The 16821-nt window shown below is 43.1% G+C and carries 11 protein-coding genes and 2 pseudogenes; 10 read left to right on the top strand and 3 right to left on the bottom strand.

Annotated features, from left to right (window positions below; translation table 11 throughout):
• Positions 1 to 193: 193 nt before the first annotated feature.
• Positions 194 to 502, bottom strand: a complete 309-nt coding sequence (locus GVJ38_RS13535; protein WP_159723730.1) for a GIY-YIG nuclease family protein — start codon at positions 500 to 502, stop codon at positions 194 to 196.
• On the bottom strand, positions 492 to 1226 hold the full coding sequence (locus tag GVJ38_RS13530; RefSeq protein WP_159723729.1) for a tRNA1(Val) (adenine(37)-N6)-methyltransferase: 735 nt from the start codon (positions 1224 to 1226) through the stop codon (positions 492 to 494). Before GVJ38_RS13530 ends, GVJ38_RS13535 begins: the two co-directional genes overlap by 11 nt.
• Before the next feature lie 82 nt (positions 1227 to 1308).
• Here GVJ38_RS13530 and GVJ38_RS13525 point away from each other — a divergent pair, with 82 nt between their 5' ends.
• From GVJ38_RS13525 to GVJ38_RS13510, 5 genes and pseudogenes are all read left to right on the top strand, one after another.
• Positions 1309 to 1926: a lysophospholipid acyltransferase family protein gene (locus GVJ38_RS13525; protein WP_159723728.1), complete on the top strand. Its 618-nt coding sequence runs from the start codon at positions 1309 to 1311 to the stop codon at positions 1924 to 1926.
• Between the two features lie 133 nt (positions 1927 to 2059).
• The gene (locus GVJ38_RS13520) at positions 2060 to 3193 is read left to right on the top strand and encodes an exonuclease SbcCD subunit D (RefSeq protein ID WP_159723727.1); all 1134 of its coding nucleotides are present in this window, start codon (positions 2060 to 2062) and stop codon (positions 3191 to 3193) included.
• Positions 3183 to 4752, top strand: a pseudogene (locus GVJ38_RS14515) (AAA family ATPase); the annotation flags it as partial. The gene GVJ38_RS13520 and the pseudogene GVJ38_RS14515, both read left to right, overlap by 11 nt.
• 998 nt (positions 4753 to 5750) lie before the next feature.
• A pseudogene (locus tag GVJ38_RS14510) lies at positions 5751 to 6311 on the top strand (SbcC/MukB-like Walker B domain-containing protein); the annotation flags it as partial.
• Positions 6308 to 9484 carry a DEAD/DEAH box helicase gene (locus tag GVJ38_RS13510; RefSeq protein ID WP_159723725.1) on the top strand — a complete coding sequence of 1059 codons (3177 nt, stop codon included), beginning with the start codon at positions 6308 to 6310 and terminating at the stop codon, positions 9482 to 9484. The pseudogene GVJ38_RS14510 and the gene GVJ38_RS13510, both read left to right, overlap by 4 nt.
• An 81-nt stretch (positions 9485 to 9565) precedes the next feature.
• Here GVJ38_RS13510 and GVJ38_RS13505 read toward each other — a convergent pair whose 3' ends face one another.
• A complete protein-coding gene (locus tag GVJ38_RS13505; RefSeq protein WP_235032913.1) occupies positions 9566 to 10276 on the bottom strand; it encodes an HAD family hydrolase in 711 nt (236 codons plus the stop codon).
• Positions 10277 to 11069: 793 nt separating this feature from the next.
• Between GVJ38_RS13505 and spxA the strand changes: the two genes are divergently transcribed.
• The 5 genes from spxA (at position 11070) to GVJ38_RS13480 (ending at position 16656) form a co-directional block, all read left to right on the top strand.
• On the top strand, positions 11070 to 11468 hold the full coding sequence (gene spxA / locus GVJ38_RS13500) for a transcriptional regulator SpxA (RefSeq protein ID WP_159723732.1): 399 nt from the start codon (positions 11070 to 11072) through the stop codon (positions 11466 to 11468).
• Positions 11469 to 11632: 164 nt separating this feature from the next.
• Positions 11633 to 12277 carry an adaptor protein MecA gene (locus tag GVJ38_RS13495; RefSeq protein WP_159723724.1) on the top strand — a complete coding sequence of 215 codons (645 nt, stop codon included), beginning with the start codon at positions 11633 to 11635 and terminating at the stop codon, positions 12275 to 12277.
• Positions 12278 to 12375: 98 nt separating this feature from the next.
• Positions 12376 to 13353, top strand: coding sequence for a competence protein CoiA (locus GVJ38_RS13490; protein ID WP_159723723.1), 978 nt, complete (start codon positions 12376 to 12378; stop codon positions 13351 to 13353).
• Between the two features lie 71 nt (positions 13354 to 13424).
• The gene (gene pepF / locus GVJ38_RS13485; RefSeq protein ID WP_159723722.1) at positions 13425 to 15251 is read left to right on the top strand and encodes an oligoendopeptidase F; all 1827 of its coding nucleotides are present in this window, start codon (positions 13425 to 13427) and stop codon (positions 15249 to 15251) included.
• A gap of 223 nt (positions 15252 to 15474) precedes the next feature.
• Positions 15475 to 16656 carry a class C sortase gene (locus tag GVJ38_RS13480; protein ID WP_235032912.1) on the top strand — a complete coding sequence of 394 codons (1182 nt, stop codon included), beginning with the start codon at positions 15475 to 15477 and terminating at the stop codon, positions 16654 to 16656.
• Positions 16657 to 16821 lie beyond the last annotated feature (165 nt).

Genomic DNA, 16821 nt, shown 5'->3' with positions numbered 1-16821 from the left:
TTTTAGAATCAGCGAGTAGAAGTGGTGCGGAAGGGAGACCTTTCAGAGGGCCTTTTAGGCCGTGGCCGGTAATAGAGGCTTTCAGCCGAAGAGCAAACCACCCGTTCACACGGGTGGTTTTGATTTACCCCAGCGAACAGATACGTTGTAAGACACAAAAAATCGCCCACCATTTTTGCTGGTGGGCGATTTTTTAGAGCAACGCGTTACGAGTGCGTAGGTCAGCGGGTAAAATATTTTTGGCTGCATTTGTTTGTAAGTAGTCTTCTTTTTTTTTGCGGGTCAGTTTTTTGAAGGCAGCTTCAGCTTTTAATGCTTCGCTACGAGTCGCAAACTTTTCCGCGTGAATCATGCTAAGAGGTCGTCGCTTTTTGAGTTTCGTGTATTTAGCTCCTGTGCCAGCATTGTGTTGTTTCAAGCGGCGGGTGAGATCGGTCGTGTAGCCTCCGTAAAATGTTTGGTCGCGGCAAAGCAGCACATAAAAAAAGTGTTCACTTGCCATAGAGCATCAACTGGATTTCTTTTGTGTAGTTGCCGTCTGCACCGTAAGTGATCAGGGGTGGTAAAAAACGTAGACCGTCTGGCTTGCCGTCTTTGATCCCTTCAATGAGTAAAATGTTCGCTTCTTTACCAGCTTTGGGATAAACGAATTGGATTCGTTTTGGTGCGATCCGAAAGTGGCGTAAGCAATCCATGATTTCTAAAAAACGATCCGGCCGATGAACGAGTGCGAAGCGGCCGTTCATTTTTAACAGGCGGCTACTCGTTTCGATCACGTCAGCTAACGTCGCGGAAATCTCATGACGCGCAGTTGCTAAATATGGATTGGGATTTTTTTTGCTTTCCGGCAGCTCTTTGAAATAAGGTGGATTGCAGACGACAAGATCTACCGAATCGGGTTGAAACTGGGTGAAGGTTTGTTTTAAATCCAGCTGGTGCATCGTGACTTGATTTTCTAATTGATTTAATGCAATGCTGCGGCTTCCCATATCTGCTAGGCGCGGTTGTAATTCGATCTGCGCGATTTGGGCATTGGTTTTACGACTGATAAAAAGACCGACTGCACCATTTCCTGCACAAAGGTCCACGATTTTTCCGCGTTTGGGGACCCGGGCAAAATCAGCTAATAAGACTGCATCGAGCGAAAACGAAAAAACGTCGGGGCTTTGGATGATTTGGATTTTTTCGGCGTAAAGTTGATCGATTCGTTCGCCATTTTTTAACATTTACTTATACCCCCTTATAAAAATCATGCCCGTGTATTATACTACGATTAGTTGTGTTTAGAAAGCGCGAAAGGAAGAAGCTATGTTTTATCGATTTATTAAAGGCGTCGTGTGGGTCTTGCTGGGCATCATCAATGGCAATGCGCACTATCAAAATCAAGCGGCGCTCCCAAAAGATGAAAATTATATTTTAGTAGCACCGCATCGTACATGGTGGGACCCGTTTTACATGGCACTGGCAGCCTCACCGAAACAATTTTGTTTCATGGCAAAAGAAGAATTGTTTGCAAACCCAGTGCTCCGCTTTATCTTGGTTCATTTAAATGCTTTTCCAGTTGATCGGAAAAAGCCGGGCCCAAGTGCTGTCAAACGACCGATCAAATATTTGAAAGAAACGGATAAAAGTTTGGTGATGTTTCCTAGCGGGACGCGGCACTCTACGGAATTAAAAGGTGGGATGGCGTTGATCGCGCGGCTGGCAAAAGTGAAGATCGTGCCTTGTGTCTATCAAGGTCCAACGAAATTTTCGCAGTTATTTAAGCGGACACCGGTCACGATTCGTTTTGGGGAACCTATCGACATCAGCGACATCAAAAAATTGGACAAAGACGGTTTAGCTCAAGTCGAAACGCGCGTGCAAGGTGCTTTTTATGAGTTAGACCAGGCGATCGATCCGAATTACAAATATATTCCGAAGTAGCGTTTTGCCAGACGCTGCTTTTTTTGTGGGAAAAATCCTCTAGCTGCGGTATCAGTTGAGAATTTTACTGAGGAAAATGCATCAAGCGTGGTATAATGGTGGGAAAGATTCAATCAGTAGGACAGGTGATAGTGTGAAATTTTTACATACAGCCGATTGGCATATCGGCAAAAAGCTGCACGGCTATGATCTCTTAGCTGAACAAAAAGATATTTTGCAAAAGATCTTGCAGCTCGCTAAACAAGAAGCCGTAGATGCGATCGTGATCGCAGGGGATGTCTATGATCGCTCCGTGCCTTCAGAAGAAAGTATTCGGCTAGTGAACCAGACGATCGCTGAGTTTAATTTGACGGCGGGCTTCCCGTTATTAGTGATCTCGGGCAATCACGATAGTGCGACGCGCCTGGCTACCGGGGCACCGTGGTTCAAAGAAACGAATTTTTATTTGCATACGCAATTAAAAGAAGCCTTTGAACCGGTCGTCTTGCAAGATACCGCGTTTTATCTGCTGCCGTATTTTGAACCGATCGATGCGCGGCTTTACTTTGCAGATGATACATTGAAAACGATCCAGCAAGCGCTGGAAAAAGTGATCGTAACTATTACGGAAAATTTTGACCCGACCAAACGGCATGTCTTGGTCAGTCATTTTTTTGTGGCGGGAAGTTTAAAGACGGATTCTGAAACGAATTTGGAGATCGGCGGCCTCGATGGGATCGCAAGTGAACTGTTGACACCGTTTGATTATGTTGCTTTAGGGCATTTACATGGCAAAGATGCGCTTCAAGCGAAAAATGCACGCTACAGTGGTTCGCCGTTGAAGTACTCATTATCAGAAAAAGATCAGACGAAAGGCGTGTATCTCGTAGATACGACGGCGGGAAAATTTACCTTTAAGCCGCTGAATCCTTTACACGAAGTCAAAGAGCTGACAGGTAGTTTTGCTGAATTTTTGACGCCGGAATTTTATCAGACGATTCAACGGGAAGATTATTTAGCTTTACAATTGACCGATCGCGCGGTGATCCCGAATATGATGAACCAATTGCGGCAAGTTTATCCGCATCTTTTGCAAGTGGAACGGCTGAACGGGCGCGAGATAGAGCACCAATTAGTGCGGCATGATCTAAAAGCTAAAACACCATTGACTTTAGTGGAAGATTTTTTTACGGAGATCACGGAAGAGCCATTGACTGATCAGCAGTTAGCTTGGGTCACTTCTAGTTTAAAAGCGGTCATGCCAGGAGGTGATCCCCATGCTTCCTAAAAAAATTGTGTTAGAAAATTTCGGACCATTCCTGCATGAGACAGTTGATTTTACGTTGTTAAATGAGCTACCGCTATTTTTGATCGGTGGGAAGACTGGGGCAGGTAAAACGACGATCTTTGATGCGATCACGTATGCGTTGTTTGGTGAACCATCCGGTGGTGTTCGCAGTGTCAATGAGTTTCGGTCGACATTTGCCAACAGCCACGAGGCGACCCGTGTTTTGTTTGTCTTTGAACATCAAGGTCGGACGTATCAAATCGAACGCAGTCCTAAACAACGGCTAGCGAAAAAACGCAGTCCGGGTTTTACCGAAAAAGCTGCCAAAGTCCAATTTACTATTTTTGATGAAGGCAAAGAAGCCCGCGCTTATTCAAAAGAAAAAGCGGTGGCAGAAGCAGTGAGGGAGTTACTCCATTTAAACAAGAAACAATTTCAGCAGATCGTGATGCTGCCACAAGGGGAATTTCGGAATTTTTTGATCGCTCCTAGCAGTGAAAAAGAGATCTTATTGCGCAATTTATTTGGGACCGAAAGTTATCGGGCGTTTACCGAACAATTGAAAACTAAAAAGCAAGAGTTAGATAGTCAGTGTCAGCAAGTAACGCAAAAAATCCAACAGTGCTTAGAACAATTACCCTTTGAAACTGGGGCGACGATCGCCGAATCGATCACAGTGGCTCAAACGAGTTTGGCCGATCAAGAAGCTGCCGTAGTCACGCAACAAGAAAATCTTGATCAGCAAAAAGTCCAACTAGAAAAAAAACGTGCAGCTGTCGCGGCTGCGGAACGGCTAGCGGAAAAATTCAAAGCGCATGCGATAGCACAACAAGCACTAGCGGCGTTAAAAGAAGAACTACCCGCGATCGAAGCGCTAAAAGATCAGATCACAGAAAGTAAAAAAATCGCGCGCTTGCAGCCACTTGCCGAACGTTTGCAACAGTTAACACAAACTTGCGAGACACTGGCTGAGCAGCAAAAAATGATGACTGCTCAACTGAAAGAAGTCGCGGAAAAACGGACTGACTGGGAACAAGCTGAGGCGACTTTTGCAACTCACGCACCTGCTTGGCAAGAAAAGCGCGACCAACAACAACAATTAGAACAACTATTGCCAGCTATTTTACAACAAGCCCAGTTGACTCAGCAGCAAACCCAGTTAAACGAGCAAATCGAAACAGAGACAGTCCAGTTGACTGCGTTACAACAAGCAGCTGATGCCGGCGAAAAAACCCAGCGTTTACTAAAACAAGAAGTCGAGACGCGTCCGGTGTGGCAAGCACGACTGGATCAAGAACGCGACTTTGCGCACCAGCTAAACGAATTGCAATCAGAAGCAGATCAGATCTACCAGCTAAAGGAAACTGAAAGTACGCAGCAAATTCAATTGGCAGTTTTAATCGAACAGATCGCAGCGACTAGTAATCAGCTGACGACCCAAGAAAAAGACTATCGCAAAGTTAAAAGCCAGTGGGCAGCACTAGAGATCACGCGGCTCAGTCAAGCGTTACTACCTGGTGAACCGTGTCCAGTTTGTGGTTCTACCGAGCATCCCGCGCCAGCCCAGCAAGCCGAGTTTACACCGCAAGAGCTCAACGCGTTGCAAATTCAAGTCGAGCGTTTAGAAACGACGATTCAGCAGTTAGCTGTCAAAAAAGCGGCAGCAGAAAAACAAGTCCAGCAAGCCCAAACTAGTTTTGAGCAACAGCAAGAGCTGCGTTACACACGACAAAAAGAATTTTCATTTGCAGTGATCGCATTTCGGGATCAGCTGGCGGATTTTTACAGCGAGAGTGAACAAGTGCCTGATCTTGAACGCCTTGCTCAGTTTATCCAGCAAAAAACACAAGAGACTGAGACCAAACTCGATCAATTGACACAAACGGCAGCTGAACTCAAGACACAAGAAGCAGAGCTAGTTGAAAATCGCCGCCAGCAAACAGCATTAACTGCAACGTTACAAGCCGCTACGAATGACTGTAGTGAATTAAAAGGGAAATTAGCTGCTTTGCAAGAACGAGTCGGTCAGCTGACTGCAACAGAAGCTAAAGCGCATTTAGCTGAATTAACCACGGAATTAACTCGCTATGAGCAACAGCTAGAAACGCATCGTCAGTTAGGCCAGCAGCTGGAATATGAACAGATCCGTCAACAAACGACGTTGCAACAACTGGAACAGCAACTAGCTCAAACTCAAACTGAACAAGCAAACAGTCAAAAAAAATTGACCGAAGAATTGGCAGCAAATCAAATCGCCCGTTCACAACTGAATGCCTATGAGCCAAATGAACTGGCTGAAAGTGAAGCACAGCTGGAAAATTTCACGCAGCGTTACGCGATTTTTCAAGATCGGGTCGCGCAATTAGCCCAAGAGTTAGCTGACCAAACACCACCAGAGCTTTCGACACTACAAGCACAACTGACGGCGCATGTTTCAGCAGTCGAAGCTAACCAACAAGCTGTGATCCGTCAAGCAACGCAACTAGCCGAGCAGCAAAAAATTGTGCAGCAAGTCACCCGCTTGCAACAAGATAATGAAAGTCAGCTGGCAAAATTAGCTGAACTGACGCAGCTGTTTCAAACTTTCAATGGCGACAATCCCCAAAAGATCAGTTTGGAACGTTACGTGTTGCAATGGTATTTAGCGGAAGTGTTGCAAAGTGCCAATCAGCAACTGGCCAGCCTCACCAATGGTCGTTATCAATTTGAATTGAATCAAGCGACAGGTAGTTATAAAGGTCAGACGGGGCTTGAAATCAATTTATTTGATGACAATGCCGGAGCTAGCCGCAGTGCTCACAGTTTATCAGGCGGTGAAAGTTTTATTGCCGCCTTAGCACTTGCACTAGGTTTAGCTGAAGTGATCCAAACTCAAGCCGGTGGAGTAGCCATTGACGCGTTGTTCATCGATGAAGGTTTTGGTTCTTTAGACGAAGAAGCGCTGCAAATGGCGATCGATGCGTTAGAAGGGATTGAAAATAAAGGCCGCATGATCGGCATCATCAGTCATGTTAGAGAGTTGAAAGAACGAATCCCGCAACAAATTTTAGTCAACACTAGCGGTACCGGTCAAAGTACGATCGATTATCGGCTAGAAGGATGGAGTGAAGATAGATGAGATGGAGTATCCCAGAAAAAGTGATCGAACGAGGGCGAACTTATTTAAAAGAGGGCCGCGTCTTATCAGTCGTACCTGACCCAGCAAAACGGGTGTGGCACGCGGAAGTTCTTGGAAGTGAGTTGTATTTAGTCGATCTAGACGGCAGCGGTAAAGAAAATGATATTTGTGCTTGTCCGTATTGGGAAGAGCACGGCTATTGTAAGCATACGGTAGCAGTGGAATTATATTTACGGGAAAAAAATATCCCGCGCGTCATCAAGCCTGAGATGAAGTTGCCGGAAAAAATGGAGAGCAATGTCTCATTTGCGGATCTCTTGAATCAAGGCTTTAATCGGTTGGAAAAAGATGCGCTGCCAGAAACTCCATTGGATGTGGAATTTGTCGTTGAAGCGCTGCCTACCAATCCATATCATCCCGAGCTCGATGTTTTAGCGGTCTCATTACGGATCGGAAGTACGACAAGCAACCGCAGCTATATCGTTAAAAATATTTATGATTTCTTGCATGCTTATCAAACCGATACCGTCTATACCGTGAACAAACAATATAAATTTCAGATCGAAGCCGGCGCTTTCAAAAAAGAATGCCGCGCGATCATTGAAGATCTAGTAGGGATCAGTGAAACCTATCAATTGTTAGGCAAAACTGGTTTGCAAGTTAAAGGGAAATTAGACAAACGGTACTTGCTACTGCCGGTCCATCGACTAGAATATTTATTACAAGCGATGGAACAAACGGGAAAGCTCAGTGTCAAACTGGAAAATAAAACCTATAGCCAATTAGTGGACGGCCAAGAGTTGCCTCTGACCTTTCATTTAACGAAAGAAAGTGAGCACTATCAATTAAAAGTCGCCGATCAGTTCACTCGCTATTTTAGTAACTATTTTATCGGCTTTGTCGACAATGCCTATTTTTTGATGAGCCATGAACAGCAAGATATTTATATCACTTTGAAACAATTGTTGAAACGCTTGAAAGAGCCTGCGATCACGTATGAGCAGCACCAACTTTCCGCGCTGTTTACTGATGTTTTTCCCTATTTACGTAAGATCGGCCAAGTCGTGATCGATGATGTGATTTCGGAGATCATTCAAGAAGAGCCGTTGCAAACGGTAGTGATCTTTCGAAAAATCAAAGGCATGATCAAAGCCGAAGCTGAATTCCATTACGGTAGTGCTTATTTTTCTACCAACGATGCGCACGCGGGTAAAGTACCCAACAATGTCGAGATCTTACGAGATCGTAAGCGGGAGCAAGTGATCTTAGATTTATTTGAAAAATACCATTACCAAAAAATCGCCAGCGGCTTTGAGAAAAAGATTCCTGCTAAAGAAGCGCTTTATGTCTTTTTCAAAATCGAAGTAGAGGAATTTCGCCGCCACGCTCAAGTCAAGATGGGCAAAAAATTGCGCCAACTATTTTTAGATGGTCAAGAGTATGAGCCTGCAATTGAAGTCGACCAAGAAGGATCGTGGTTGGATATCAAATTTGATGTGACCGGGATCAACGACAACGAGATCGACCAAGTCCTAGATAGTTTATTGCGTAAAGACCGATTCTACGCGTTGGAAAATGGCGAGATCTTATCCTTTGATTCAGAAGCGTTCCAAGAGACTAGTGAGATCATCGGCCAATTACGTGAGCGGATGAATGCAAAAAACGGCGTGATCCGAGTACCGAAAAGTCAAGGGCTACTCTTGCAAGAACGGTTGCAAGGTCACCCTGAAGCAACATTCAGTGAAAGTTTTACGGAAATGGTCCAAGCGTTGACACATCCTGAAGATTATCCAGTCGACTTGCCGACTAATTTACACGCGACATTGCGGCCTTACCAAGAAGTCGGCTTTCGCTGGCTGAAGATGTTGAGTGATTATGGTTTTGGCGGGATCTTAGCCGATGAGATGGGGCTAGGGAAAACGCTCCAAGTCATCACTTTCTTACTCGCAGAAAAAGAAAAGCAGCCAATCAAAGCGTTGATCGTAGCACCGGCGAGTTTGATCTATAACTGGCAAGCCGAAGTGAAAAAATTTGCGCCGGATTTAACTGCGATCGTCGTTTCCGGCAATCGCAATGAACGAGAAGAACAATTGAAGCAGCCGTATGATATTTTGATCACGTCTTATGCCAGTTTACGTCAAGATATCGACTTGCACGAAAAAGAAGGCTATCAGTACATGGTCTTAGATGAAGCCCAAATGGTCAAAAACGCTGCGACTAAAACGTCTCATGCATTGCGCAATCTTGCAGTACCGCATCGTTTTGCGTTAAGTGGCACACCGATCGAAAATAATCTTGAAGAACTGTGGGCCTTGTTCCAAACGATCATGCCTGGTTTCTTCCCATCGATTGGACGTTTCCGCCAAATGAAAACGGCTGAGATCGCCAAAATGATCCAGCCCTTCGTATTGCGGCGAGATAAGAAGACCGTGTTGCAAGATTTACCGGAAAAAATTGAGTCCAATATTTTGAGTAGCTTAAAAGAAGAACAAAAAACAGTTTATCTGGCTTACTTGCGCCGAATGAAACAAGAAGTCGATCAAATGGATTCAGCTACGTTCCGCAAGCAACGCGTCAGCATTTTAGCGGGACTTACACGTTTGCGTCAGATCTGTGATGATCCGCGTTTGTTCATTGACGACTACGAAGGTGGCTCGGGGAAATTAGAACAAGTGAAAGACTTGATCTTGCAAGCCAAAGAAAATGGACGTCGCGTCTTATTGTTCTCACAATTCACTGGCATGTTATCGATTTTAGAAGAAGAATTTGCTGAGATCGACATCAGTAGTTTTTATCTGCGAGGATCAACGAAAGTCAAAGATCGCTTGAAGATGGTAGATGCGTTTAATGCCGGACAAAAAGATGTTTTCTTGATCTCACTAAAAGCCGGCGGAACGGGGCTCAACTTGACGGGAGCCGATACCGTGATCTTATATGATCTGTGGTGGAATCCCGCTGTCGAAGAGCAAGCAGCCGGTCGAGCACACCGGATCGGTCAGAAAAAAGTCGTTGAGGTTTGGCGGATGATCGCAGAAGGAACGATCGAAGAACGCATGAATCAATTGCAACAAGAAAAACGCGAGTTGTTTCAAAAAGTGATCCAAGGTAATGAAGAACAACTCAACAAGCTTACAGAAGAAGATATTCGCATGATCTTGAGTATCGGCGAGTAACCGAATCACCAAGAGAATTAATTCAAAAATAAGTCCCTACCAGCGATGAGATTTTTTTGCTGGTGGGGGTTTATTAGTTGTTTAGCTAGTAAATAATGTGGTCAGTAATTTTTCTAGTTCAGCAAAGCTTTGGACTTCATAATCAAAAGCTGGCGCATCTTTTGGCAATGTACGCTTGCGATGATTGAACCAAATCGCGTGCCAGCCGGCTTGTGTAGCACCGATGATATCCATTGGAAAACTATCACCGATGTACAGCAGTTGAGGCGGAGTTTTACCGCTTAATTTTTCGGCGGCAGCAAAGATCTCACGTTCCGGCTTTTGAACACCGAGTGCATTCGAGATCAGCCAATGACTTTCAGGAATCCAGTGTGCCAGTTCGAGTGCGGTCAATTTTTCAGTTTGCCGTTTCGTTGGACCGTTTGTGATGACTCCCAGTTGGACACCCTGCTTTTTTAAAAACGTCAAGCTGCGTTTGATTTCAATGGGGAGTGTGATCTGCAGTAAAGCTTTATCGTAAGCTGCTTGGATTTCATCGGCTAGCTGATCGTTGACTGCGGATTCTGCGACATCGGTCAATGCTTCTTGCACTCGTACGCGGCGCATTTTAGTTAACGACCACACACCGGAAATCGTTTTTTCGTAATGCTCATCACTTCGATAGCGAAAACGTAAAAAAAGTTCAGCCATTTTTTGCTCCGGAAAATCAGGTAAGACGGTTTGGATCGCCGCAGCAAAAGGTTGTTGTTGCTCATAAAGAGTATCGTCTAAATCAAAAAAGACGGCTAGCAATAAAATTCCTCCTTGATCGCTCTAAGAAACGATTTTAAATTTGATTGAAGCTTTACCAGTCATAAAAGCTAAAGGCGCGTGCTGATCTAATGTAAGTAACAAAATAGTAACGGTTCTTCCATTATAGCAGAAGAAATCTTGTGCGTTTTTCGCAAGCATTTTCCAATCAAAAAAAATCACAAGCTAAAAAATAATGATTGGATTCTGACCAATCAGTTTAAAAAAACGCAGGATGATTTAAAATTTTGAAGAAAGCCAGGATAAAAGCTGAAAGCGGTAACTGTTTTTTTATTTTTGCTTCTTCGCTAAATGATTAATACAGAAGGATAAAATTCTTACATTAAGTAAATAACAGTCCTTACATGAAAATTTATTCTGAAGAAACATCTGCTCTGCTTTGTTTATAAATAGCGCTTGATATTTACATTGTGGTAACGCCTTCTCATGAGTAATAATAATCAGATAATTGAAAGATATTTTTTGAAAAAACGGATCGATTTTTTAATAAAGTTGAAAAACTACTTAAGAAATCGTTACCAATGAAACAGATTGTTACGCTGTTATATCACATGAGCTAAAGCGTAGAAGATGGCAGTTTTCTAATGAAAAATCCCCTGATAGGTGGGAATGCCTTGATAGTCGTTTTTTCAAATTAAATAACATTAATATTTGTAAAAGAAGTTTCAAGTTGCTCTTTTTTTTGACTAGTTTTTTTTGTATAATAGAAACAGATGGAAGCAAGCAGTTCGCTTCTGTTATAAAAATGAAATCAAGTCAAAAGGAGTGATACATGATGTTGACGTTATACACTTCCCCTAGTTGTACTTCTTGTCGTAAAGCCCGTGCATGGCTACAAGAACACGAGATCCCATTTGTTGAAAGAAACATTTTCTCTGAACCGTTGAATATTGACGAATTAAAAGAAATCCTTCAAATGACCGAAGATGGAACTGAAGAGATTATTTCAACTCGCTCGAAAGTATTCCAAAAATTAAATATGGATCTTGATGAGTTGTCATTGAAAGAACTATTGAACTTAGTGAAAGATAATCCTGGCTTATTACGCCGTCCGATCATGATCGATGAAAAAAGATTACAAGTTGGTTTTAACGAAGATGAGATTCGTCGTTTCTTACCACGAGATGTTCGTCAGTATGAATTACGCCAAGCGCAATTAATGGCTGGCTTATAGAATAAAAGGCCTTGCGGATGCAAGGTCTTTTGTTTTGCCAGTAAAAGGAGTGTCGTTCTGAGAATTTTTTATTAAAGGTCTGCTAAATTCGCCTGCCTTCCTTTACTTTTAGCTGTAATCGGTTAGAATAAAGGTAAAGTTAATGAGAAGCGAGGTGTGGCTGGATGGAAATGGAACACATCAATGAAAACACCATTCGAGTGATGATCGGTAGTGAAGATCTAGCCGAACGTGGGATCACCTTTTTAGATTTATTAGGGAACCACCACGAGATTGAATCCTTTTTTTACAGCATTTTAGAAGAAGTCGATATTGAAGATGAATTTAAAGGCAGTGAAGCCGTTACGTTCCAAGTCTTACCTAAAAATGATGGCTTGGAGTTGTTTATCAGTAAGAATTTGACCCCAGATGATTTGAACAAAGTCAGTGAAGGCGATGAGCTCGAATCCAATGAACTGGATCAGTTTATTCGTCAACAGATTTTGTCTTCGAAGTCAGAGCAAGAAAACGAACAGCAGTTGGAACGTTTCCGTGTCTTTAAGTTAGCGGATTTTGAAGCGATGATCGAGTTGAGTAATTATCATTTCTTAGATGATGTGTGGAGCGATTTGTATGTTTATCATGATGACTACTACTTGCAACTGTATTTTGATCCAGAGATTTTTGGGGAGATCGCAGTTGGCAATACGATCGCTGAAGTTTTGGAATATGCGGAGGAGACTCCGATCTCATCGGAAGTTTTAGGAGAGTATGGGAAACGGATCATGCACCGAGATGCGATCGAGATCACGCGGGAACATTTTCAATAAGCATTACGAGCAGGACAACAGTTGAGGTCCTGCTCTTTTTTTGTGGTCGTTTAAATGTGGTGCGGCTTTTTTTCGTAGCTTTACACGAGGTGAGAAAAATGTTAGTCGCACAAACGAAAATGAAACAATGGATCACGGCTGCAGACGCGCAGAAAACGAATCAATTTTTTTGCCCCGGCTGTGGAGGTCCGTTAGTGTTAAAAAAAGGGCGAGTGCTGAGTCCGCATTTTGCTCACGAAAAAAAACAAGCCTGTGATAGTTTAAGTGAAGGGGAGACCAGTGAACATTTAGCGCTAAAACAAAAATTGTTGGCGTGGGGGCAAGCTTCGACACCTAACTGGCAGTTGGAAGAGCCGCTGCCTGCGTTAAATCAACGGCCAGATCTGTTATGGGAAAATTTAGCAGTGGAGATCCAGTGTTCTCCGCTAGCACAAGCACGGCTAGCACAACGCCGTGAGAATTATCGGCAACATGATTATCATGATTGGTGGTTGCTGGGGAAAAAATTATGGCCGAACAAACGGTTGACGACGCTGCAGAAATATTTTTGTGATTACACACCACACTGGGGGCTGCACCTCTGGTTGATCGATGAAAAGCGGCAACAAGTCCGGCTGTGGAGTCATTTACAAGAGAGCGCGGTCGGGTTGCGGTATGAAGTAGCAGTCTTTCCTTTTTTTCGCCGGGCTTTGGCGGAGCTGTTTTATGAACGACCACCGATCAAACGCACGCCGCTTGTATTGAGTTCAGCACTTAGCAACTTGCAAAAAGAAAAATTTGCTCGTGGCTTGCAACAGAAAAAGACCAGCTTGGGTAAGATCCAACATTTCTTTTACGAACGACACACTCATTTATTACATTTAGCGAGCTGGTATTATCTTCCCAGTAGTTACCAATTATTTTTTGGTGAGCAAGTGATCGTACTTCGTTATCTCTTTGCAACAGAAGGACTTAATGCGTGTCAAAATTACATATCTGCGGAGCCTTGGTTTTTCCCTAATATCGAACGGAAGAAGATCTTAGTAAAATTTGCTCAAGAGACCGCCTACTTAATGAAAAAAATGAAAAATTTTTAAACGAGTTGAGGCGAAAAAAATTTCGGAAAGTGTGGTAAGATGTTTGGTGAATAAAAGATAGGAGTGTCTTTATGAGTGAAGCGAAACAATTACCGACTCGCGCAGAAGTCCCAGTGGCTTTGACGTGGGATCTGACGAAAGTTTTTCCAGATGATCAGTCGTTTGAACAAGCTTATCAAGAACTGAAAGAGGATTTGGAACAAACACCCGTCATCAAGCAAAACTTTAAACAAAACGCGCAAGCTTTTTTACAAGGGATCGAATTTTTACTAGCGATCTACCGCAAAGCCGAAAAGATCTATGTCTATGCGCATTTGAAAAATGATCAAGATACGGCGAACACGACGTATCAAAGTATGTATGGCAAAGCGTCAACATTGATCGCGCAAACTGGTGAAGCTTTGAGCTGGTTTGAACCAGAAGTTTTGAGTTTATCAGAAGAACAATTAGAAGCATTTTTCCGAGAAGAGTCTGGGTTACATGTCTATCATCATTTCATTGAAGAATTGTTGAATAAACAAGATCACGTTTTACCCTTAGAACAAGAAGCGCTCTTAGCCGGAGCTAGTGAGATTTTTGGCGGCGCGTCTGATACGTTTGCGATTTTGAATAATGCGGATTTGAAATTCCCAGTAGTCAAAAATGAAGCCGGAGAAGACGTTCAATTGACGCACGGCGTTTACGGCCAGCTGATGGAAAGTACGGATCGCACGGTGCGCAAAAATGCGTTTGAAGCGTTGTACTCGGTTTATCAGCAGTTTAAAAATACGTTTGCCCAAACGTTGAGTACTCATGTGAAAGTCCACAATTATAAAGCAAAAGTTCGTGGCTACGATTCTGCTCGCCAAGCTGCTCTTTCAAGTAATCAGATCCCAGAAGATGTGTATGATACATTAGTGTTGGTGGTAAATCAATACATGCCACTATTGCACCGTTATGTGGAGCTACGGAAAGAATTATTGGCAGTCGATGAGTTGCATATGTATGATCTGTACACACCGCTATTAGCTGAAGCGCCGATCAAATATACGTATGAAGAAGCGCAACAAGAAGCGTTGAAAGCTTTAGCTCCATTAGGGGAAGACTATTTGGCAGTCGTCCAAAAAGCTTTTGATGAACGCTGGATTGATGTCGTTGAAAATCAAGGCAAACGCAGCGGTGCGTATTCTTCAGGTGCTTATGATACCCAGCCGTATATTTTATTGAACTGGCACGATCGGTTAGATGAACTGTTTACCTTAGTCCATGAGATGGGGCACAGTGTCCACAGTTATTATACGCGTAACAATCAGCCGTATGTGTATGGGGATTATCCGATCTTTTTAGCTGAGATCGCTTCTACTACCAATGAAAATATTTTGACGGATTATTTGTTGAAAACGCAAAAAGATCCGAAAGTTCGCGCGTACATCTTGAATCACTTCTTGGATGGTTTCAAAGGGACCGTCTTCCGTCAAACACAATTTGCGGAGTTTGAACATTTTATCCATACGGAAGATGCTGCCGGTCATCCACTGACTAATGAACATTTGAGTAATTTTTATGGTGAGTTGAACGCCAAATATTATGGTCCAGTAGTTGAACGAGATCCGGAGATCAAAAATGAATGGACACGGATCCCGCATTTTTATTACAACTACTATGTCTATCAATATGCCACTGGTTTTTCTGCCGCCAGTGCGCTAGCGTCTAAGATCGTCGTAGAAAATGACGCCGAAGCTTTAGATCGCTACTTAGCCTTTTTGAAAGCCGGTAGCAGTGATTATCCGATTGATGTGATGAAAAAAGCGGGTGTGGATATGACGCAACCGAATTATATCGAAGACGCAATGGAGATTTTTGCGTTGCGATTAGGTGAGTTAGAAGATTTGATCGCGGAATTAAAAGAAGAAGCTTAAACGTGGTAAGCGAATAATATTTTTTTCCGTATTTTTAGTAGAAAAGGAGTCGGACAGTTGGCTGTTCGACTCCTTGGTTTTCACTTTTAAATTTGCTGTTTAAAAGACGCATATATAAAAATACTTTTTTCAGACTTTTGCCTCTAATTTTTGAATTACTTACTAAAAAAAGGGTTAAATCTAACTTTGATCCGTGAGATAATGAAAGTCGGAGGTGGAAGCGGTGGCTAAAAATAAACTTACAAAAGGTTCAAAAAAACAATTGCTCAGTCGTGTTTTCATGACGCTAGTATTTTTAGCCGGAGTCTTGATCATGTTGTACCCATTTTATGTCAACGCGTTAAACACATTAGTTGACCAACAGCGGTTAACACAACTGGAAAAAAACAATGCGGCTGAAAGTCAGCGGCAAAAAGCGTTGATCAAAAAACGAATGCAACAACAAAATGAAGCGTTGAAAAAAAACGGACTCGTTCCGCGCGCCGATCCTTTCACTGATACGAATGAAAAAAAACTCGCAAGCGACCAATATTTAAAAGAGCATTTGATCGGAGCTGTCAGCATTCCAACGATCAAGCTGACAGTCCCGTTATTTGATCAGACGGATGATCGTTTGCTTCAAACAGGTGCGACGGTTTTACAAGGAACTTCTTATCCGACAGGAGGCAATGATACCCATTCAGTGATCTCAGCACACAGCGGATTGCCAGAGAAAAAACTATTTACCGATTTGGAAGAAGTCAAAAAAGGAGATTTGTTTGTTTTGACGGTCTTCGATAAAAAGCTAGCCTATCGCGTAGAGACACTCAAAGTCGTCAAACCGGAAAATACCTCTGTCTTAAAGATCGAACCAGGTCGTGATCTAGTTACCTTGTTGACCTGCACGCCGTATATGATCAATAGTCACCGTTTATTAGTCACCGGATACCGGGTGCCTTATACCGAAAAAATCGCCAAACAAGTCCAGCAAGCCGACCAAAAACAAACGCAAAATGATGTGCTGATTTTACTAGGGGTCGCCGCGATCGTTTTGTTATTGTTGTTTAATTTATATCGGATCGGTTACAGCTATCGGTTGAAAAAACGCCGCTTTGATTTGACGCTAGTTCGGCAAAGTGCCACTGGAGCACCGCAGCAAAATATCATGTATGGCTTATATACGAAAACGGGAAAACCCGTCATTTGCGATCAGATCCCGGTGACCGGGCAAACGGATGCAACGGGAAAGATCGTGTTTAAAGATTTGCCGGGAGCTGTCTATTTAGTCAAAGAACAAGGAACGAGCGGGATTGTCTTTAAAGCTGGCTTGAAAAAAATCAAACAAGTTACGCCGCAAGTTTATCCGAGTCGGCAGTTAGCGCCGTATGTTACGGTGCAGCCAGATCAAATCAGTTTGAAAAAATAAAAACCAACGCTCAAAGTGGTCAGCACTTTGAGCGTTGGTTTTTTTTGTATGATTTGAAAACCACCTGCTATGCGGGTGGTTCCAAAAAGCTTTTAGCGTGGTATCAAAAAAGCCTCCCAAAATGATAAGATAATGCTGGTTGACCGACCGCATCACTATCAGATT

Source organism: Enterococcus sp. CSURQ0835, from assembly GCF_902706605.1.
Taxonomy (GTDB): Bacteria; Bacillota; Bacilli; order Lactobacillales; family Enterococcaceae; genus Enterococcus_A.
The sequence above is the reverse complement of the archived record's forward strand: the minus strand, read 5'-3'. Positions and strand labels throughout refer to the sequence as shown.

Excerpts from the sequence above, each read along its gene's own strand:
- GVJ38_RS13535 (WP_159723730.1), bottom strand. The coding sequence starts at position 502 with ATGGCAAGTGAACACTTTTTTTATGTGCTGCTTTGCCGCGACCAAACA.
- GVJ38_RS13530 (WP_159723729.1), bottom strand. The coding sequence starts at position 1,226 with ATGTTAAAAAATGGCGAACGAATCGATCAACTTTACGCCGAAAAAATC.
- GVJ38_RS13525 (WP_159723728.1), top strand. The coding sequence starts at position 1,309 with ATGTTTTATCGATTTATTAAAGGCGTCGTGTGGGTCTTGCTGGGCATC.
- GVJ38_RS13510 (WP_159723725.1), top strand. The coding sequence starts at position 6,308 with ATGAGATGGAGTATCCCAGAAAAAGTGATCGAACGAGGGCGAACTTAT.
- spxA (WP_159723732.1), top strand. The coding sequence starts at position 11,070 with ATGTTGACGTTATACACTTCCCCTAGTTGTACTTCTTGTCGTAAAGCC.
- GVJ38_RS13495 (WP_159723724.1), top strand. The coding sequence starts at position 11,633 with ATGGAAATGGAACACATCAATGAAAACACCATTCGAGTGATGATCGGT.
- GVJ38_RS13490 (WP_159723723.1), top strand. The coding sequence starts at position 12,376 with ATGTTAGTCGCACAAACGAAAATGAAACAATGGATCACGGCTGCAGAC.
- pepF (WP_159723722.1), top strand. The coding sequence starts at position 13,425 with ATGAGTGAAGCGAAACAATTACCGACTCGCGCAGAAGTCCCAGTGGCT.